Source organism: Glaciecola sp. SC05, from assembly GCF_041380235.1.
GTDB lineage: Bacteria > Pseudomonadota > Gammaproteobacteria > Enterobacterales > Alteromonadaceae > Glaciecola.
On the sequence record NZ_JBGIYY010000022.1, the window covers coordinates 60,565 to 78,760 of the forward strand.

General features: G+C 42.7%; 16 protein-coding genes and 1 pseudogene. 9 read left to right on the forward strand and 8 right to left on the reverse strand.

Annotated elements, in window-relative coordinates; translation table 11 throughout:
* Positions 1-61 precede the first annotated feature (61 nt).
* Positions 62-1,135, forward strand: coding sequence for a DUF418 domain-containing protein (locus tag AB9H30_RS17160; protein WP_371195955.1), 1,074 nt, complete (start codon positions 62-64; stop codon positions 1,133-1,135).
* 392 nt (positions 1,136-1,527) lie between these two features.
* On the opposite strand, the gene AB9H30_RS17165 is transcribed toward AB9H30_RS17160, so the two are convergent.
* Genes AB9H30_RS17165 through AB9H30_RS17180 form a run of 4 tightly spaced genes read right to left on the reverse strand, consistent with a single transcriptional unit; the run spans position 1,528 to position 6,647 of the window.
* The gene (locus AB9H30_RS17165) at positions 1,528-2,703 is read right to left on the reverse strand and encodes an acetate/propionate family kinase (RefSeq protein ID WP_371195956.1); all 1,176 of its coding nucleotides are present in this window, start codon (positions 2,701-2,703) and stop codon (positions 1,528-1,530) included.
* Positions 2,700-4,094: a bifunctional enoyl-CoA hydratase/phosphate acetyltransferase gene (locus AB9H30_RS17170; RefSeq protein WP_371195957.1), complete on the reverse strand. Its 1,395-nt coding sequence runs from the start codon at positions 4,092-4,094 to the stop codon at positions 2,700-2,702. The genes AB9H30_RS17165 and AB9H30_RS17170 overlap by 4 nt, the downstream gene beginning before the upstream one ends.
* 36 nt (positions 4,095-4,130) lie before the next feature.
* On the reverse strand, positions 4,131-4,892 hold the full coding sequence (gene fabI / locus AB9H30_RS17175; RefSeq protein ID WP_371195958.1) for an enoyl-ACP reductase FabI: 762 nt from the start codon (positions 4,890-4,892) through the stop codon (positions 4,131-4,133).
* Positions 4,893-4,913: 21 nt separating this feature from the next.
* Positions 4,914-6,647, reverse strand: a complete 1,734-nt coding sequence (locus AB9H30_RS17180) for a PHA/PHB synthase family protein (RefSeq protein ID WP_371195959.1) — start codon at positions 6,645-6,647, stop codon at positions 4,914-4,916.
* Between the two features lie 162 nt (positions 6,648-6,809).
* Here AB9H30_RS17180 and AB9H30_RS17185 point away from each other — a divergent pair, with 162 nt between their 5' ends.
* The 4 genes from AB9H30_RS17185 (at position 6,810) to AB9H30_RS17200 (ending at position 10,159) form a co-directional block, all read left to right on the forward strand.
* Positions 6,810-7,079: a hypothetical protein gene (locus AB9H30_RS17185; protein WP_371195960.1), complete on the forward strand. Its 270-nt coding sequence runs from the start codon at positions 6,810-6,812 to the stop codon at positions 7,077-7,079.
* Positions 7,069-7,707, forward strand: a complete 639-nt coding sequence (locus AB9H30_RS17190; protein ID WP_371195961.1) for a response regulator transcription factor — start codon at positions 7,069-7,071, stop codon at positions 7,705-7,707. The genes AB9H30_RS17185 and AB9H30_RS17190 overlap by 11 nt, the downstream gene beginning before the upstream one ends.
* A gap of 92 nt (positions 7,708-7,799) precedes the next feature.
* Positions 7,800-9,602 carry a Na/Pi cotransporter family protein gene (locus AB9H30_RS17195; protein WP_371195962.1) on the forward strand — a complete coding sequence of 601 codons (1,803 nt, stop codon included), beginning with the start codon at positions 7,800-7,802 and terminating at the stop codon, positions 9,600-9,602.
* 38 nt (positions 9,603-9,640) lie between these two features.
* Positions 9,641-10,159 carry a hypothetical protein gene (locus AB9H30_RS17200; protein WP_371195963.1) on the forward strand — a complete coding sequence of 173 codons (519 nt, stop codon included), beginning with the start codon at positions 9,641-9,643 and terminating at the stop codon, positions 10,157-10,159.
* A gap of 44 nt (positions 10,160-10,203) precedes the next feature.
* Here AB9H30_RS17200 and AB9H30_RS17205 read toward each other — a convergent pair whose 3' ends face one another.
* The 3 genes from AB9H30_RS17205 to AB9H30_RS17215 form a co-directional block, all read right to left on the reverse strand.
* Entirely contained in the window at positions 10,204-10,413 is a 210-nt protein-coding gene (locus AB9H30_RS17205; RefSeq protein ID WP_371195964.1) for a hypothetical protein, read from the reverse strand.
* Between the two features lie 195 nt (positions 10,414-10,608).
* Entirely contained in the window at positions 10,609-11,052 is a 444-nt protein-coding gene (locus tag AB9H30_RS17210; protein ID WP_371195965.1) for an OsmC family protein, read from the reverse strand.
* 57 nt (positions 11,053-11,109) lie between these two features.
* Complete coding sequence (locus tag AB9H30_RS17215; RefSeq protein WP_371195966.1) at positions 11,110-11,892, reverse strand: hypothetical protein; 783 nt, start codon at positions 11,890-11,892, stop codon at positions 11,110-11,112.
* 295 nt (positions 11,893-12,187) lie between these two features.
* Here AB9H30_RS17215 and AB9H30_RS17220 point away from each other — a divergent pair, with 295 nt between their 5' ends.
* The 4 genes and pseudogenes from AB9H30_RS17220 (at position 12,188) to AB9H30_RS17235 (ending at position 16,826) form a co-directional block, all read left to right on the forward strand.
* On the forward strand, positions 12,188-12,781 hold the full coding sequence (locus tag AB9H30_RS17220; RefSeq protein WP_371195967.1) for an HdeD family acid-resistance protein: 594 nt from the start codon (positions 12,188-12,190) through the stop codon (positions 12,779-12,781).
* 28 nt (positions 12,782-12,809) lie between these two features.
* Positions 12,810-12,914 (forward strand): annotated as a pseudogene (locus AB9H30_RS17225) (hypothetical protein); the annotation flags it as partial.
* A gap of 246 nt (positions 12,915-13,160) precedes the next feature.
* A complete protein-coding gene (locus tag AB9H30_RS17230; RefSeq protein WP_371195968.1) occupies positions 13,161-15,722 on the forward strand; it encodes a DUF5666 domain-containing protein in 2,562 nt (853 codons plus the stop codon).
* Positions 15,723-15,890: 168 nt separating this feature from the next.
* Positions 15,891-16,826: a hypothetical protein gene (locus AB9H30_RS17235; protein WP_371195969.1), complete on the forward strand. Its 936-nt coding sequence runs from the start codon at positions 15,891-15,893 to the stop codon at positions 16,824-16,826.
* A gap of 45 nt (positions 16,827-16,871) precedes the next feature.
* Here AB9H30_RS17235 and AB9H30_RS17240 read toward each other — a convergent pair.
* A partial coding sequence (locus AB9H30_RS17240) for a S8 family serine peptidase (protein WP_371195970.1) occupies positions 16,872-18,196 on the reverse strand: 1,325 nt, incomplete at its 5' end.

Sequence of the window (18,196 nt, forward strand, 5' to 3'; positions counted from 1 at the left end):
TCTTATCATATGATACACCAATGTATCTTAAAATTGTATTACATTGTCTAAGGACCTCAACTTGAACAGAATTATTGGCTTTGACGTTGCGCGTGCATTGGCTTTATTTGGTATGGTCATTGTCAACTTTAAATTAGCAATGGAGGTAAGTGATGGAGCGACAATATGGCATAGCTTTGCTCATTTGTTTGAAGGTCGCGCGTCTGCACTATTCGTTATATTAGCGGGCATTGGTATTGCAATTTTAACTAACAAAGCACTGGTTTCGAAAAAGCCTGAAGACACTAACGTTGTAAGAAAATCATTGTTAAAGCGTGGCCTACTGCTGATTGTTATTGGCTTGGCCTATACCCCAATATGGGAAGCCGACATCCTCCATTTTTATGGCTTTTATTTTATCATTGCCGCCTTTTTATTTACGCTTGCGCCTAAGAGACTACTGTTAATCTCAATCGCCTTTGTTGTAGCCTTTCCTGTGTTATGGGGCTTTTTTGATTACGAGCATGGCTGGGATTGGGCAACATATAGCTACGCTGGGTTTTGGACTATGGACGGCATGATTAGGCATATTGTATTTAATGGTTTTCATCCTATATTTCCTTGGTGTGGTTTTTTGATTTTTGGGATTTGGCTAGGCCGACATGATTTATCTAAGTCTGGTGTTCAAAAGTCACTCTTTACATGGGCGTTAAGCATTTTAGTGATAACCGAACTTACTTTTTATATGCTGAGAACGTGGGCGACAGACAATGCTGCCGTTGGCTTGTCACAAGAGGAAATAGAATTTGTGTTAAGCACCTCTATCATACCGCCATTACCTCAGTACATGCTCTCGGCTGGCAGTTCAGCAGTGCTGATGTTACTTATTTGTGTAAAGCTAACAAGCGCATTCCCAAACAGCAGACTAATTGAGTACCTCGGTAAAACAGGGCGCTTAGCTTTAACCTTGTATATTGCACATGTTATTGTTGGAATGGGAACGCTTGAGTCATTGGGTTTACTGTATAACCAAAGTATTGAATTATCATTAATCGCTTCGTTAGTATTTTGCTTTTCAAGCGTCGTATTTAGTATGCTTTGGTTGAAACGTTTTAAAATAGGCCCTTTGGAAAGTATGTTCAAAAAGCTGATTTAACCCCTTTATCTTAGAGATCGAGTCGTTTGGTTGATGAACTATATTTTGTAATCTGCAACATTGGCTAAATATGATTGTTTAATAACTATATCGCAAAATCGCAAAATTATTTTTTTTAGTTGGGCGTTGGAGCTGCAATGGCTAAGCGGCTATACCAAATTTCGACAATGTCGGCTCATTGCCGTAAAACTTCCGTAGAAGTTTATGGATAAATTGAACATTATACCTGAGCCGCGAACGACCGCTTTCGCCCTCATTGCAGACCTACCTAATTTTGCACAAAACAGATGTTTTTCCAAATTAACAGAAATTGTGATTTCCAACCCTAGAATGCAAATAGCCATTAATACCATCGATTAGCCTCTGTACCGGCAAAAGTATAACCATTTTGGCTACTCGAGAAGGGCTTTAGTTGCTTTTGCAATCACAAGCTCTTCGTTGGTCGGAATAATAAGCACTTGCACTGAAGACTTTAAATTACTAATAACATCATTGTTGGACTGATTCGCCTTGTTATCTAGCACAACTCCAAGCCAAGCTAGATGCTCGCAAATTTTCTCACGAACTAACGCTGAGTTTTCGCCAATGCCTGCCGTAAATACAATGGCATCGAGTCCGTTTAAGGTGCTTACCAGTGAGCTAAGCTCTCGCGCTGCACGATAGCAATAGAGGTTAATAGCCTCTGCAGCATGTGGATCGTCGCTTTGCTGCAAAACCTGCATATTATTGCTGATCCCAGATACCCCAAGTAAGCCCGATTCCTTGTAAAGCATGTGTTCAATGGCCGCTGCGCTCATTTTGTAATGCTGCAATAGATGCAAAATGACGCCTGCATCTAAGCTACCGCAACGCTGTCCCATCATTAGACCGTCCAGTGCGGTAAAGCCCATACTAGAGGCAACGCTTCTGCCATTTTTTAATGCGCACATACTGGCACCGTTACCAATATGGGCAACGATTACACGAGCGTCAGCGTGTTTATTGAGGTATTTAGGCAATTGATTGGCAATGTATTCATATGACAAACCATGAAACCCGTATCGAATAATGCCGTTTTCAGTATATTTTCGCGGGATGGCAAAGAGCTTTGCAAGTTCGCTTTGGGTATGGTGGAAGCTAGTATCAAAACAAGCCACCTGAGGTAGCCTAGGCGCCCATTTACTAATAGCTTCGATGGCCGATAAATTATGACCTTGATGCAGCGGTGCCAACGGAATAAGCGCTTTTAGCTGCAGCAGCACGCTGGGTGTTACCCGTGTTGCCTCTGTAAAAGATTGGCCGCCATGAACAACGCGATGACCAACGCTTTTTAGCAAAATGCCGCTGTCATGCTCTTTTAGCCAGTTAAGTAGCCACGATATGAGTGTTTCATGGGTACTCGCCTGATCACCAATTTCGATAGCAGGCTGGCATAAATCTGTGCCGTGGATATCGCTAGCCTTTAAGGAAGGTGATTGACCAATATTCACAATTTTGCCACTTAATAAAGGCGACATATCCTGCAAACTATAGAGCGCGAATTTGATGCTTGAAGATCCCGCATTAATTGTTAGGACAGCATCAGTCATGCGCTACTCTTTTTATAAAAATTGACAAAACGCTGCGCTAAAACACATGAGGCTAGTCTGGATAACGTGCCATCCGCTCGGCTAGTTAATATGATCGGCACCGAAGCACCCAGCACAATGCCTGCCGACTCAGCACCTGCCAAGTAAATTAACTGTTTTGCAATCATATTGCCGGCTTCTAAATCAGGGGCTATCAATATGTCGGCATCCCCAGCTACCTCTGAGGTGAGATCTTTGCTCGTCGCCGCGGCTTTCGAAATGGCATTATCAAACGCCAACGGACCGTCGATAATGCCACCAGTGATCTGTTTTCGGTCTGCCATTTTGCATAGGCTTGCAGCATCCATGGTGGACTGCATTTTTGGGTTAACGGTTTCTACGGCAGAGAGTATGGCGACTTTTGGCGCTTCAATACCCAGAGCGTGCAGTAGCTCTATGGCATTTTGCACAATGTCGCGTTTGGTATTGAGATCCGGCGCAATATTAATTGCAGCATCGCTAATGAATAAGGGTTTATGATAGGTGGGCACGTCTAGAGCAAAAACATGGCTCATTCTGCGTTCGGTGCGCAAGCCTTTGGTTTTATTTACCACCGCTTCCATCAGTTCGTCGGTGTGCAATTTTCCTTTCATTATGGCGTCGGCATGATTGGCGCGCACCTGCTCAACGGCAATTGCTGCCGCAGCATGACTGTGCTGCGCATCGATGATGGTGATCCCATCTAAATTACAAGCTGCTTTTTCGGCCACTGCCATTATCTTCGCTTTAGGCCCGACTAAGATTGGCTCGATAACGCCATGGCGCTTTGCTTCGAGCGCACCCATTAACGATAGTTCATCACAAGGATGCACCACCGCTACTCGTATGGGAGGGATATCTTGGGTGCTTGCTAGGAGTCTTTTATAATGGGCGCCTTGCTCGTGCAAATGTACTTCGGGCAGCATGACTCTGGGGCGCTTTACTTTTTCGCTTGGTGCGATAACACTGGCATCCCCTTTAATAACCACTTCACCGTCTTGATTGATGCATTCGCAATACAGCAACACTTCACGTTTATCTTCAAATTTTTCTTTTACGGTGACGCGCACAAGTACCTTGTCACCGAGACCTACTGGACGTCGAAAGCTAAGGCTTTGGTTTAAATAAATCGTACCAGGCCCGGGTAATTGCGTACCAATGACCGCCGAAATCAGCGCGCCTCCCCACATGCCATGCACAATAACCTTATGAAACATGTCTGTTTTTGCGTATTCTGGGTCGACATGAGCAGGATTAACATCACCTGACATGACCGCAAATAATTCAATGTCTTGCTGCTTAAGTACCCGCACAAGCTGAGCCGTGTCGCCTATTTGTATTTCGCTGAAGGTTTTGTTTTCGATATATTCCATATGTGATTTCAACCTATTCTTATACTGGGTAAGAGGCTAAGCCATCACGTGATAGCCAGCATCCACAAAACTAATGTCGCCCGTAACGCTGGTAGCGGCATCACTCACAAGAAAAGTAGCCATATTGCCCACGTCTTCAATGCTGACCAAGTGGCGTTTAGGGGCGCGCTGTCTGGCTTGATTAATAAGCTCGTCGAAATGTGCAATGCCAGATGCGGCTCGGGTCTGCAGTGGGCCTGGCGAAATTCCATTTACTCGAATTCCACTGGGGCCAAGATCAGCGGCTAAATAACGAACAGATGATTCCAGCGCAGCTTTAACTGGCCCCATAATGTTGTAGTGATTAACGACTTTTTCGGCGCCGTAATAACTAAGTGTAAGCAGACTTCCTCCGTTTTTCATTAAAGGTTCAGCTTTTCGGGCCATGCGAATAAACGAATGACATGAGATGTCCATTGCCTCAGCAAATCCTGCTCGCGAACAATCGGTGACTCGTCCGTGTAAGTCATCTTTTGGGCAATACGCAACTGCGTGAAGTAAAAAGTCTAAGCCTCCCCATTGTGATGCGATGCGTTCAAATACCGCGTCGAGCTGTTGGTCATCTTGGACGTCCAGCGGCAATAGCATTGCGGCACCTAAGACTGTAGCCACAGGCTCAACATAGGATTTGCTTTTATCGTTTAAGTAGGTGACGACGAGTTCAGCGCCAGCGTTTGCGAAAGCCTGGGCGCAACCTGTCGCAATAGAATGCTCGTTTGCTATGCCCACTACTAAGCCTTTTTTCCCTTGTAGATTCATACTTGAATAATCCCTTATTTATCAATCTTGTAGGACATAAGTGCCTGGAGCGTCACAGAGCACTTTCATCTTTTTCTTCGGTGCGCCCATGTGTGGCGGTGTAATAGGAGCATTTGAGTGCTCAGTTAGCCACCTCGTTAATTCAGGCCACCATGAGCCTTCGTGATGCTTCTGTTGTGCTAGCCAGCTATCTGGGTCGATGTATTTTGCGTCTTTTTTCGTAGTCGATATTTGATAACTTCTATGCGGATGGCCGGGCTCACTCACAATGCCGGCATTGTGACCACCGCTGGTGAGTAAGAATGTCACGTCGGTATCGCTCAGTAAGTGAAATTTATACACAGAATGCCAAGGCGCAACATGATCTTTTTGAGTGCCCACTATAAATACCGGTGCGCGAATATCAGATATGGAGATGGGCTTACCATCAACCAAGTAATGGCCTTCAGACAAGTCATTGTTTAAAAAAAGTCTACGCAAGTACTGAGAGTGCATTTGATAAGGCATGCGTGTTGTATCAAGATTCCATGCCATTAAATCGTTTAGTTCAGCACGTTCGCCAATTAAGTAGTCGTGCACCAAGCGTGACCAGATTAAATCATTTGAGCGCAGCAGTTGAAACGCACCGGCCATTTGCTTGGCGTCTAAATACCCTTGCTCCCACATCATATCTTCTAAAAAGCTGACCTGACTCTCATTGATAAACAGCATCAGTTCGCCCGCCTCAGAAAAATCAACTTGGGCAGCAAATAGAGAAAGCGTCTGAAATCTCTCGTCCCCGTCCCTTGCCATTGTAGCCGCGGCAATTGAGAGCAAGGTGCCGCCTAAACAATAGCCAATACCATGAATTTTGGCGTCGCCATTTATTTTGCTAACGGCGTCAATAGCATCCATCACGCCTAACTGTCGGTAATCAGCCATGCCCAAATCGCGATCATCTAAGTCGGGGTTTTTCCATGAAATCATAAAGACAGTAAAGCCTTGCTCGGTTAAGTACTTAACCAATGAATTTTGTGCTGATAAATCTAATATATAGTATTTCATGATCCATGCTGGCACGATCAGAATTGGTTCTGGGTGGACTTGGTCTGTCGCGGGGGAGTATTGAATCAGTTCTATTAAGCGGTTTCGGTATACCACTTTGCCCGGCGTCATGGCTAAGTTTTTACCCACTGCAAATGCATCAGCCCCCGCCGAGGGTTGATGAGCAATATAGCGCTGCAGGTCGTCCATAAGGTTTTTGGCACCTTTAATGAGATTCTGCCCGCCTTCTTTTTGAGTTTGTTCAAGTAGCTCTGGATTAGTGAGTAAGAAATTAGAAGGTGAAAAAACATCTAGGATTTGTCTGGTGGCAAATTCTATTACGTTTTCATGTTGCTCTGTGACACCGTTTATTCCCGTTGTCGCATTTGACCACCACTGTTGATTAAGCAAGAATGATTGATGAATGAAGTTAAATGGCCACTTTTGCCATGCTTCATTACTGAACCTTTTATCGAAAGGCAGGGGCTCTATGCAGGCTTGAGAGTCATCTTTTTTAGCGGTACATGTGCTGACATATCCAGCCAGCCGAGCGGATTTCTTTTGGGCCTTCTCGAACAGTTGAGCTTGCTTTCCCGGAGACGAGGCTAAATGAACAGCCCAGTCAGCATATGCTTCCATCAGGGCACTAGGAGATAATCCACCCGTATACTTAGCGATGGATGCGTGCAACATTTTATCAAAATTTTGCTGTTGCGAATCTTCATTTTTCATTTTAAGTCCTTCTCCTTAGTTATCGATATAGGGGGATTTAAGCCTGAAAACTCGGCGACAGCAATTGGGAATCACCGCATAGCAATGTGGCTATCCACAATTGGATGACGTACACCTTGCTTATACAATCATGGCTTGTTGTTCGCTCAGACGGGCAAGCGAATGTTTGAGGCTGGGAAGTATGAGCAAGTTTCTCTACTGTTTGATAAATTAAGTCAGCAGTTGCGAAGAGCCGTTCCTGTGATAGAGAAACTTCAGTCAAGCTCTAATTCACAGCAAAACCACAAACAAAGCATAGACGGCCGCGATCTGCCGCAATACTATATAAAGCAATTAATGGGCACATCTATTGTTTATAACAGTGACGAGGGTGGCGTGAGGTTTTACTTTACGATCCCGGCTTTAACGAGAGAACGCTATCATGCAAAATGAGCAAAATGAGCAAAATGAGCAAATTGTATATGTTGTTGACGACGACGAAGGCATTCGAGAAGGCTTGAGCCTGCTGTTAGAAACCACCGGGCAAGCGAGCAAGGTATTCAGTAGCGCCTTAGAATTTTTAGAAGACTATGACAACAATTTGACCGGATGTTTAATTTTAGACATTCGTATGCCGCGTATGACTGGTTTAGACTTACAGAAAAAATTAAAGTCGTTGGGCTCAACGTTACCGATTATTTTTATCACCGGCCATGGTGACATACCGATGGCAGTAGAAGCTATGCGCCAGGGTGCTGTAGACTTCATTCGTAAACCCTTTCGAGAGCAGGATTTATTAGATAGTATTAATCAAGCCCTTAGCATTGACGCTGGTCGCAGCAGCGAAGAGCGCGATCGCAGTGCGCTGATTGAAAAACTGGCTTTATTATCCGAGCGTGAACAAGAAATTTTCACACGAGTCGCCAGAGGCGATATGAATAAAGTGGTGGCGTACGAGCTTGGGATAAGTGAGCGCACGGTCGAAGTACATCGCTCACAAGTCATGAAAAAATTGTGTGTTAGAACGCTCGCAGAGCTTGTTCGAATAAAGCTGCAAGAAGAGGCGCTTACCTCTAGTTAAACCCGAAACTGCACCGCACGATAGCATGTATGACGCTGCGCACAATTATGCAGTGACTTTAATTACTATATGTCCTTTTATAAAGGTACAGTATGCCCATTAATTTATCCATTTTGATTCGTACAGTCATTGTAACGGCGATGTTTTTTAGCTCCTTTGCCTATGCCAGACAATTAGATGAAACGACCTTAGACTGGTTTACCATGTTTATGTGGCTAGCAGGTGGACTGGCGTTATTCCTATTTGGCATGGAGTCAATGGTAAAAGGTCTGCTCGTCGTCGCTGGCGACAAAATGAAAAAGATGCTCGGTAAACTAACAACGAATCGCGTAATGGGAGCGATCACAGGAGCCGGCATTACCACTGTTATTCAGTCGTCATCGGTTACTACAGTATTGGTTGTTGGATTTGTGTCGGCTGGTTTAATGACCGTAGGCCAGGCCGCTGGCGTGATCATGGGAGCAAACCTAGGGACGACCATCACCGCTCAGATAGTTGCGTTTAAGGTGACAAACTTTGCGCTTTTAATGATCGCGGTGGGTTTCATGATCCAGTTCACAGCGAAATTACGCAAGAAGAAAGCCATTGGCGAACTGATCATGGGCTTAGGCCTGATATTCTTTGGCATGAATATTATGAGCGAAGGCATGGATCCCTTGCGTAACTATCAACCATTTTTAGATGTCATGGTTGAAATGCAAAATCCTTTTCTCGGTATTTTAGTGGGCTTAGTGTTTACCGCTTTGGTGCAATCATCATCAGCGACCATCGCTATCATTATTGTGATGGCGAGTAATGGTTTCTTAACTTTGCCCGCGGGTATTGCATTGTCATTGGGGGCTGATGTAGGAACCACTGTTACGGCAATGCTGTCGACTATTGGAAAGTCGCGAGAGGCTCTGCGCACAGCGATGATCCATGTACAGTTTAATATTCTCGGGGTATTGATCTGGCTTCCATTTATTCCTGAGTTGGCGAATGTGGCTAGTTATGTCACAACACTTAACTTGTTTGATAGCGGAGCAGTTTCTACTGTAATTGACAATACGCCACGAGAAATTGCGAACGCCAATACATTATTTAAATTAAGCGCTTTGATCTTGTTTTTGCCCATGATCCCTGCTTTTTTGTGGGTGGTTTACAAAATATTTCCGCCACTGCCGGAAGAAAAAGCGATAGGCGAGTTTAAGCCTGAGTTTCTTGATCATGCGTTAATCAATAATCCTTCGTTAGCGATGCAAGCGGTCAATTTAGAACTAGAGCACTATCAAAAACAGGCCGGCCTGTTTTATAAACGTGTTGTGTCCATGATAGCTGCACCTAATTTAGACCGCCTTGCGCGTGAAGATTTAACGATTCAGCGACTTGAGTCATATCAAGGACAGATTATTACCTACCTAGGCTTAGCGGGTCAGTCTGAGCTAACAGAAGAGGAACAAAAAGAGTACATGAAACTCATGAATGTGGTGAACATTATTGAGTCGATTTTAGAAGTTGTGCGGTCTAACTTACAACAAGTCTTGCACGAAATGATGCAAGAGAATATCAAGCCTAGTGAAACCATGCTTAACTTAGTGGGGCAATTAACTTCTGAGGTTGGCAAGTCAATGGAAAATGCCTTTAGGAGCATCTATGCAAAAGACGATGAGGCTGCAATGTCGGTAATCGCGATTAAACAAACCATCGATCATTTGATTCAAGATGCCTTAAAGCACCAAGTAAAGCGTTTTAAACCCGAGCAAGAGCGATTAAAAGTGTTTCGTTATGAAATGCAGTTGGTCGATGGTTTCAAACAACTGCATACACTGTCTAAGCGAGTGGCCCGCCTGCACTTAGAAAGTCAGAGTAATACCGTTAAAGCCAGTGACAAAGCAGATGTCAACGCGTCGGCTTAGTTATTGCAAAAATAATCTTATCACATGGAGAAAAATTAATGGCCTCACCTAAAGTACACGCAACATTTCGCAAATATCATCGTTGGTTGGGCTTTTTCCTTTCAGGGATCATTGCCGTTTACGCAATTAGCGGCAGCCTGCTCATATTCAGAAAAACAGACTTTTTGAAATACGAATATGTAAGTGAGCAACAACTACCCGCTTTTTTAGACCAGCAAACTCTTGGAAACCAACTGAAGATTGACAATTTCTTAGTATTAAACGATACCCCATCAAGCATTACTTTTAAGCAGGGGACGTATAATAAACAAACCGGCTTAGTCACCACGACTCGCAAAGATTATCCCTTTGTGTTGGCCAAGTTAGTTAAATTACATAAAGCGACCACAAATAGCCCGCTTTATATATTGAACCTAGCATTTGCTGTTTGCCTTTTAGGATTTGTCGTGTCTGCGTTTATGATGTTTCTGCCAAAAACCCCTACATTTAAAAATGGCTTGAAGATTGCGTTAGGCGGCTTTGTGTTTGCAATTGTTATGGTTATGTTCAGTGCTTAAACCATAGTGTCAGCAAGCTTAAAGCCAAGCTTTCTTTAAACCAGTCACTCAGGAGAGTAAAGTACTTCAAATTGGTCTGAGAGAAGCGCTAGGCGTTTGTCGAAAGTCCATAGTTTGCTATCGGGGGTTATTAACACAGAGCAAAGAAGAGCAATGTCAATGTATCCAAAACCCTTTCCATATAATTGGTGTTGCTCAATCATTGTTAGAATTTCAGTTTGACTCGCTATATGTGATTTGCCAAGTAAAGACATATCATTAAGCGTCCTTTTTCTTGTTGAGGGTGGAGTTCCGCAAGCAATTTCGGCTATTATTAATGGGTGGCAAAGAACTGAGTCTTCGCCTAATAATTTCAGACTTATCAATACCAGGCTCGCAAAGCTGGATGGCTTTATCAAATAACTCGTCATCTATTGAATCAGTTTGTTTAAGCCGCTGCTCCAATGAATTTAAGTTGAGGTAGATTTTATTTCCAAAATATTTAATACCAGTTCAGTGCTCAGAGAATTAGCCACTAAGCAACTTGCATCCGCTTTATGCAATAAGCGCTCTGCGAGCTCGATACTTTCGGTTTCAGCTATTACGAGCGTGACGTCCGTAACAACCTTGGTAAACTTATTTTTACCTTCTACCTTATCGAGGGTTCCTTGCGAATGGCATTCTATTGATTGCCAATTGAGCTTAGATGCTCTGGCAATCGCCCTAAAGGACAACACAAAGCAGCTCGAAATAGACGCCATAAACAAATCTTCGGGCGACCATTGATCGCCTGGTCCGCCAAACTGAGCGGGAGCGGCTACCGGTAGGTCTTCTAAATTCGCGATGCTTACATGTAAACTGTTGTCCGATTTACCTGTAGCGCTAACATGATATTGATGTGGGAGTGCTTGCACTGAGTTTTGCTCCTGATTTAGTTGAAAAATATGATGACTATATAGCCTAGTAACAAATTACGTTGCCTGATGCGTTTCTTTATACAGCATATTGACCATAGCCAACACTTTTATGTGCTTAGCTTTTAATGCACGATGAACTTCTGATTGCTGTGCATGAGAGCCTTGTTCTTTTTTGTGGCTTGAGTTTTTGCGCTTGTCGGCGTCTTTAAACTTTTCACTACTGTGGTCCTGTTCAACATCGGCCATCGTTTTTTCATGGTTATGGTCTTTTTTTACATGCGCTTGAATAGCGTGAGCATGCTTATTTAAAAGCGTTTCTTGTAGTTTAAGTGCTTTTTCAATTTCTATCATTTTAGTGACGATTTGCTCATGATCCCGCTTCCAAAAGGCTATTTCATCTAGCCATAGCGCGTGTTCTGATCCCCACTGCCGATGTTGTTGATGAGCATTTAAATGCTCTTCTGTTTCAACTGCGTTGGCATTTTCTCTTAGCGTTTTTGTGAAAGCCATGAGTTCCACGGTGTTTGAATTTGCGATACTTTGTAATTTATTCCATATGGACGCGTTTATATACGCTACGTCAAACGCGATTTGTTGTTTATAGGCATCGCTAGCTCCTTCAATAGCCTCGCCTAATACGCTCAGATTGTATTTTAAATCTTTACTGGCTTGTTGAATTTTTTCTACGCTGAGTTCTTTGGCCTCAGACAGTTTTTCTTCTGCACTATGAAAGGCTTCTTGCAAAGATTTCCCTTCTTTTACAACAAATTCTTCAATTGCCTCTACCATCGCTTTGTAGCCATGTTGTAAATCAGATTCTTTTTTATTTGCTGTCATGTTTACTGTCCTCAAATGATGATAAATATACACCTTTAATAATGATTGCCGCTAAGATCAAATACTATTCGGTATTCTACTTAATGAAATGTGGAAACCCCTTATGAATTGATTAGGTAGTAACCACAGTTAGTTTGCGGATATTCCTTATTTTCCAAAAGGTATCTGAGGCCTATCATGCTAGCAGGTCAACCTAGCAAGGCTTAGACCATGAAGAAGCTGAGCTGGCTGATGTAAGCCACCGCTTAGTTTGGATTTGCATACGGCGATTTTAATGTTTAGGAGATTTTTCAAAATGCGCGAAAACCCATCAAAAAAAAGCGTTTATAAGGTACCAAGCCTGTTTGGGAATACCCATAAAAACTGGCGTTGGATAATGGCTCTAGGGGTATTGTTTATCGGTCTTGGCACTATCGGTTTAGGGGCAACTGCAACCTTGACCCTAGTAACGGTTTTATTCTTTGGATGGTTACTTATTATCGGCGGTTTGGTGCAACTGGTGCAGGTTTATAGAGATAAACTCTCTAGTAACCTGTCTTGGCATATGTTTGTAGCAGTATTATATTTGCTAGCCGGCAGCGTGGTGGTGTATGACCCTATTGGCGGCGCGGTCGCGCTTACGGTATTTATCGCGATAATATTTTTTGCGCTGGGCGCCATACGAATTATTTATGCGATGCAGATGAGGAACATACAAGGCTGGTGGTGGCCACTTATAGGCGGGTTTGCATCGATGATATTAGGAGCAATTATCATTGCCGAATGGCCGTCATCAGCGCTTTGGGTTATCGGGCTTTTTATCGCCCTAGATTTGATCATAAATGGATGGACTTACATTATGATCGCCTTGGTCGCTAAACAATTAGATACCCACAAAGATCCGAACTAATTAATCTGTTGTCGTTGGCAGCGGCTTCGCAGTAGTGGCAAGTGAAGTCAGAGACTTAGCGTCTCAAACCAAAGACAGTGCAGATAAGATCAATAGCCATTTGACTACATTGCGTCAAAAACAGACCAGTTAAGATAGTGCTTTCTTGTCGTTGAACACTTCAATATGAAAAGTATTTCACACAGCTGGGTTTTATATTTCGATAAATAATTTTAAATAAATTGGAATAAACTTTTTTGTCATTCGTTAGTGAACTAGATGGTCAGCAAATTGTTTAGCTGTCTATGTTGAAATTTTCGCGTCTAATCCCTCATTTTTGCCATTTAGGGACGACACGTTTTTATGTTTGATATACGAATGAGTTTAAGAGGAAGACAAAATGAAAATGCAAAAGAAACATATTTTAGGCACGATGATTGTAACTTCATTGCTATATGCCTGTGGGGGTTCTGGTAGCTCAAGCAGCGAAGCACCGCAACCAGCACCGGCACCGTCAAATGGAGCGCTCTCTGTCGCGATAGTGGGCTTACCTGCAGGTGCACAATCATCTGTTACCGTAGCAGGACCCAACGGTTTTACTAGCAATGTGAGCGGCAATACTACCTTATCTGATTTAGCACCAGGCACCTATACCTTAACCACTTCACCAGTATCGGTTGATAACATCGAATTCGATGTACTTCCTGCAACGGTGTCATTAACTGTGAGTGCAAACAATACCGCCGCGCAAGAGTTGGTGTATATGACCGATGTGCTTAGCGCTGGGGTAATATCTAATTTTGGTAGCGTCTATGTAAATGGTGTTCGGTATTCTACTGATGATGCTTCGGTAGAAACAGACGACAATGACAATGCCAGTGAAGATGATCTGAGTGTAGGAATGACTGTCTCTATACAGGGGCGCCAGACAGCCGATGCTGCGATTAACAGCGCAAGTAAAATTTCGCATTTTGTGCATGCAGAAGGTCCCTTAGATGCGGTTTCTTTGTCTGAAAACGAACTTGTTGTGTTTGGTCAGGCATATCAGGTTGATTCCAGAACAATATTTGATGACACGTCATTTGTTGCTTTGCAGGTTGGCGATATTGTAGAAATAAGCGCTATCAAAAATGAAGACGACACATGGCTTGCAACATACGTGGACTTAGAAAACAGCCAAGACTCTTTTAAGCTAAAAGGAGAGGTTTCTAATCTAAATGATGCTGAACAACAATTTAGCTTAGGTAGCGTGATAGTTGATTTTTCTCAAGCAACAACCGAAGCTACATTAGTTAATGGACTTTACGTAAAAGTTGAGTCAAATCAGTCGGTTATTGATGGTGTTTTGCTTGCTGATGAAATTGAAGTAGACAATAGCAATGATGATAGCATTTCAGGTCGAGTGGATGTTGATGGGGTAATAAGTGAAATAACAGCAAATGGCTTTAGTCTTAGCGGCAGTGCAATCAGTTGGAGCGAGAGTACCGATTTTGTTGCGGGTACGAGCGCATCACTTGCTGTTGGTATAAGAGTAAAAGTCAATGGGATCAAAACAGACAATGGTATTGTCGCTGAGCGTGTCCGATTCGACAAGCAAGGCGAGATTGATGTCGAGGGACTATTGCAAGCAGTGGATCTTGAAAATAACACGATTACCATTTTAGATACCGTGTTTGTGGTAGATGAATTCAGCCAATTAAAAGATGATTCTGATTTAGACATTAGACGCTTTAGTTTAAGTCAACTGAACATCGGTGACCTCATAGAGGTTGAGGCATTTGCGAGTGGCGATAGTCTCGTTGTTAAAAAGATGGAACGTGAAGAAACTGCAGGTAGCAGTGATAGAGATGACCATGAGGCGAAATTAAAAGGAAGCGTACTTGCTATCGATGGCACGTCGTTGCAATTACAAGGAGCCCTTATCACAACAGGACAATTTACTGAGTATGAATTAGGTGATTCAGATGTGTCTGCAGATACATTCTTCGCTCAGATAGCGGCAGGTGATTGGATTGAGGTAGAAGGGATCAGACAAGCTGACGGAAGCTTTCTTGCTACTGAAATTGAAACGGGCAGCTCGAGCAGCCAAAACGGCGATGATCAGTCTGGTGGAGTTGAGTTTGAAGGCGTAATTACCGACTTCAATTCGATTGAGTCGTTTACAGTAAACGGTCGCTTGATCACAACCAATGATCGTACGATCTTTCGAGACCAGGCATTGTCTATACTCGCAAATGGTGTCCGCGTTGAAATATACGGCCGTGAAGCTGACAATGGAGATATCTTAGCGACGCGAGTCAAAATTGAAGACGGTGAGGATAGTGATGACTTTGATATTGAGATAAAGGGTGTTCTAGACGCTAATGCGGCTAACGACACGATGGTGATCAATCAGCAAGTAATTTTATTTGACTCATCTACTCGCTTTTCAGATGGCTCTGCTGCAGATTTACTACAAGGCACATTTGTAGAAGTAGATGCGATTTTAGATGAAAACGGTGCACTATATGCCTATGAGATTGATATTGAAAACAGTGATGACCAAAGCGACGTGGAAATTAATGGAGTAATTTCAGAAATATTGGAAAATAATGAAATTGTAGTCGCGGGTGTGACCATTGTCCTAACAAACAACACTGAGTATGAAAATGGCAGTGCTAATCGTCTTGACGTGGGATTATACGTAGAAGTGGAAGGTCGCTTTAATGAACAGCAAAAACTGATTGCAGATGAGCTAGAGTTTGGCGAATCAGAGCGCAATGAGATTGAGGGCTCTATTGGTCAAGTTCTCAGTGATACACAGTTCACCCTCGGTAACTTAACTGTGCAACATGACCGCTTCACAAAATTTGAAGATGGTTCGGTAGCCGATATATTACCCGGGGTTGAAGTTGAGTTAAAAGGTTTCATTAATGAAGATGGTATTTTCATTGCCGAAAAAATTGAATTTTCAGATGACTGAAAAATAGCTTGAGATGACCCTAGTCGATGTTGTACTTGACTAGGGTCTTTACTTTATCATAAAGTCAGGTTTATGCGCTGTTTCGTGTTGGATGAATCAGTTTTAATCAGAGTATTGCAACGGGCGAACATATTTGTGAGTCACATTTGAAGCAAAGGAGTAAATAGAGTGACCATCAAAGTCTCTATTTTGTGCATTATCTCAATGTGTACTGCATTATTTTTAATCGATGCGACCAAAGATGTTTACAGTAAAGATAACAGTGGTGTTTCACTTGGTGGTCAAATACAAGCCCAGATTGGCAATGATAATAACGTAGTTATTGAAGAAATCGATTTAACTACATCGAGCGGCGATACGTTTTTTACATTAAAAGCAAAAGGCGATATTGCATATGCGTTCAATAACGCTCACAGCATCTCAGCGTCTTTATCTCTCACCGACCAAAATTACTCAGATGCAGACAATTTTGATTTGCAAACCATCTTGTCGACCTTTGGATATAAGTTCAAATATTCTGGCTACACCTTTAGCCTCGACTACAGAAAGGCAGACGCGCAACTCGGTGGCAATGATTTTTTGGTGCTTACCCAAATTTCCCCATCGTTTTCATTTTTTCTTAACAAAGAAAATTTTATTCGTTTAGCTTATACAAATATTGAAAAAGAACTAGTTAACAATCCAGCGCGCGACGCAAAAAGTGACGAATATGGTCTTGATTACTATTTTTTTTGGAAAGGTTTGAGTGATTATTTTATTAGTTCGTTCAGATTGCGAGAGGAAGATGCCCTAGATCCCGTGTTTAACTATCGTAGTTACCAAATTAGATTGGCATATAAAAAAAGATTTTCATTGATCGGATACCAATCTCGTTTCACCGCCGATGCTAGGTATCGTGAACGTGATTTTGATACTCTCGTCAACCCGGTAATTAGTGCTTTTCGGGTGGATAAAAGAAGAGCATTTAGTCTTTTGAACGAACTTGAGGTTTTCGATGACTTCTTTTGGAATCTAGAATTGGCGCACGTTAAAAACAACTCAAATTTGGCGTCTGCTAGTTTTAGTGAGACCGAGATCACCACTGGTTTTTCATATCAGTTTTAACTTGGTTTAGTATGGCATAACGGTCGATTTTTACGACTTAAATTTTTATTTTTCTGACGCGGAGTCTATGGTTTTGATCAGTGCTCCATGGCCGTAGATTTCGTCTTTCCCTGGTTCGCCTAAATCAACAGTCAACGCGATCAATGCATCGATTACGTCTTGCTGCTGTGCGACTGTATTGAGTGGCTCTGTGGGCAGTAAGCTAAGTAATTGTGCTGTCACAAACGGAGTAGCAAATGAGGTGCCGGTTACATTAGAGTAACTGTTGTTGTTGGCTGCAGCGCGCACGTTGACTCCATAGGACGCAATATCCACTTGTTTGCCCCTAACCGCTCTGCGATAAATTAGGTTATTTTCAGAGATGGCAGTGACGCCAATTACGCAGTCGTAAGCCGCTGGAAACAAGGGCTTAGAATGAGGGCCACTGTTTCCTACAGCGGCCACAATAATAACTCCCTGTTCACAGTATTTATCAATAGCCGCAGATAAAACCATATTAGGCGGTCCAGCTAAGCTCATGTTTATCACTTTAACGTCTTGTGAAATCAGCCAATCCAGTGATTGTATTAGGCTCTCTGTGGTTGTGATCTGCCCATTGGTATCGTCGTCAAAAAATACGGAAGCGGCATAAACGTCAACATTACTCAATAAGCCTGTGTATTCATCGCTGTTACCCACTAAAATACTGACAACAGAATTACCATGTGAGCTAATTGAAATAGGGTTATTTTCGGAAAAATCTTTACTGGTAATGCTGACAGAGCGCAGTGCCGGGTGGGTTGATTCCAATTGAGTGTCAATGACCCCGACTCGTTGCCTTTCGATAGGTGACTCTATAGTAATGAGTTTTTGAGGGCTTAACTGTTGAGTGTCAGCGAGTGACTTTTGCTCCGAAAGCGTATAGATATGATTAAAATCCACTGCTCTTTGTGTGCTGTTTAAGCTGAGTAATAATTTTTCGCCTTCGACATCGGGTTTAAATGTTGCAGGCGCTTCTACGCGAATTAAGTCTTTATTTAAACTAGGTAAAAAACGCGTACTAATAATCGAATAACCATTCGCAGCGAGAAAATCCATATCGTTGGGGTCATTCAAAATCAGCCAATCGTCGCTAAAGATCTTCTTGTTATCTGCCTCTGTTCTTTGTTCTATGGCGCTTTCTAATTCTTGACTTGCTCGCTGTGCTAAATTTTCGAAATTAGCTGCGGCAATTGTTGTACCGACAATAGTTTGGGTTGAGACATCAATATCATCATCGATATCGTCGTCTGCATCATCTTTCATGTCATTATCAATGTCGTCTTCGGCATCATCTTCCACGTCATTATCAATGTCGTCTTCGGCATCATCATCCACGTCATCTTCCACGT

Excerpts from the sequence above, each read along its gene's own strand:
- AB9H30_RS17165 (WP_371195956.1), bottom strand. The coding sequence starts at position 2,703 with ATGACTGATGCTGTCCTAACAATTAATGCGGGATCTTCAAGCATCAAA.
- AB9H30_RS17170 (WP_371195957.1), bottom strand. The coding sequence starts at position 4,094 with ATGGAATATATCGAAAACAAAACCTTCAGCGAAATACAAATAGGCGAC.
- fabI (WP_371195958.1), bottom strand. The coding sequence starts at position 4,892 with ATGAATCTACAAGGGAAAAAAGGCTTAGTAGTGGGCATAGCAAACGAG.
- AB9H30_RS17180 (WP_371195959.1), bottom strand. The coding sequence starts at position 6,647 with ATGAAAAATGAAGATTCGCAACAGCAAAATTTTGATAAAATGTTGCAC.
- AB9H30_RS17185 (WP_371195960.1), top strand. The coding sequence starts at position 6,810 with ATGTTTGAGGCTGGGAAGTATGAGCAAGTTTCTCTACTGTTTGATAAA.
- AB9H30_RS17190 (WP_371195961.1), top strand. The coding sequence starts at position 7,069 with ATGCAAAATGAGCAAAATGAGCAAAATGAGCAAATTGTATATGTTGTT.
- AB9H30_RS17195 (WP_371195962.1), top strand. The coding sequence starts at position 7,800 with ATGCCCATTAATTTATCCATTTTGATTCGTACAGTCATTGTAACGGCG.
- AB9H30_RS17200 (WP_371195963.1), top strand. The coding sequence starts at position 9,641 with ATGGCCTCACCTAAAGTACACGCAACATTTCGCAAATATCATCGTTGG.
- AB9H30_RS17205 (WP_371195964.1), bottom strand. The coding sequence starts at position 10,413 with ATGTCTTTACTTGGCAAATCACATATAGCGAGTCAAACTGAAATTCTA.
- AB9H30_RS17215 (WP_371195966.1), bottom strand. The coding sequence starts at position 11,892 with ATGACAGCAAATAAAAAAGAATCTGATTTACAACATGGCTACAAAGCG.
- AB9H30_RS17220 (WP_371195967.1), top strand. The coding sequence starts at position 12,188 with ATGCGCGAAAACCCATCAAAAAAAAGCGTTTATAAGGTACCAAGCCTG.
- AB9H30_RS17230 (WP_371195968.1), top strand. The coding sequence starts at position 13,161 with ATGAAAATGCAAAAGAAACATATTTTAGGCACGATGATTGTAACTTCA.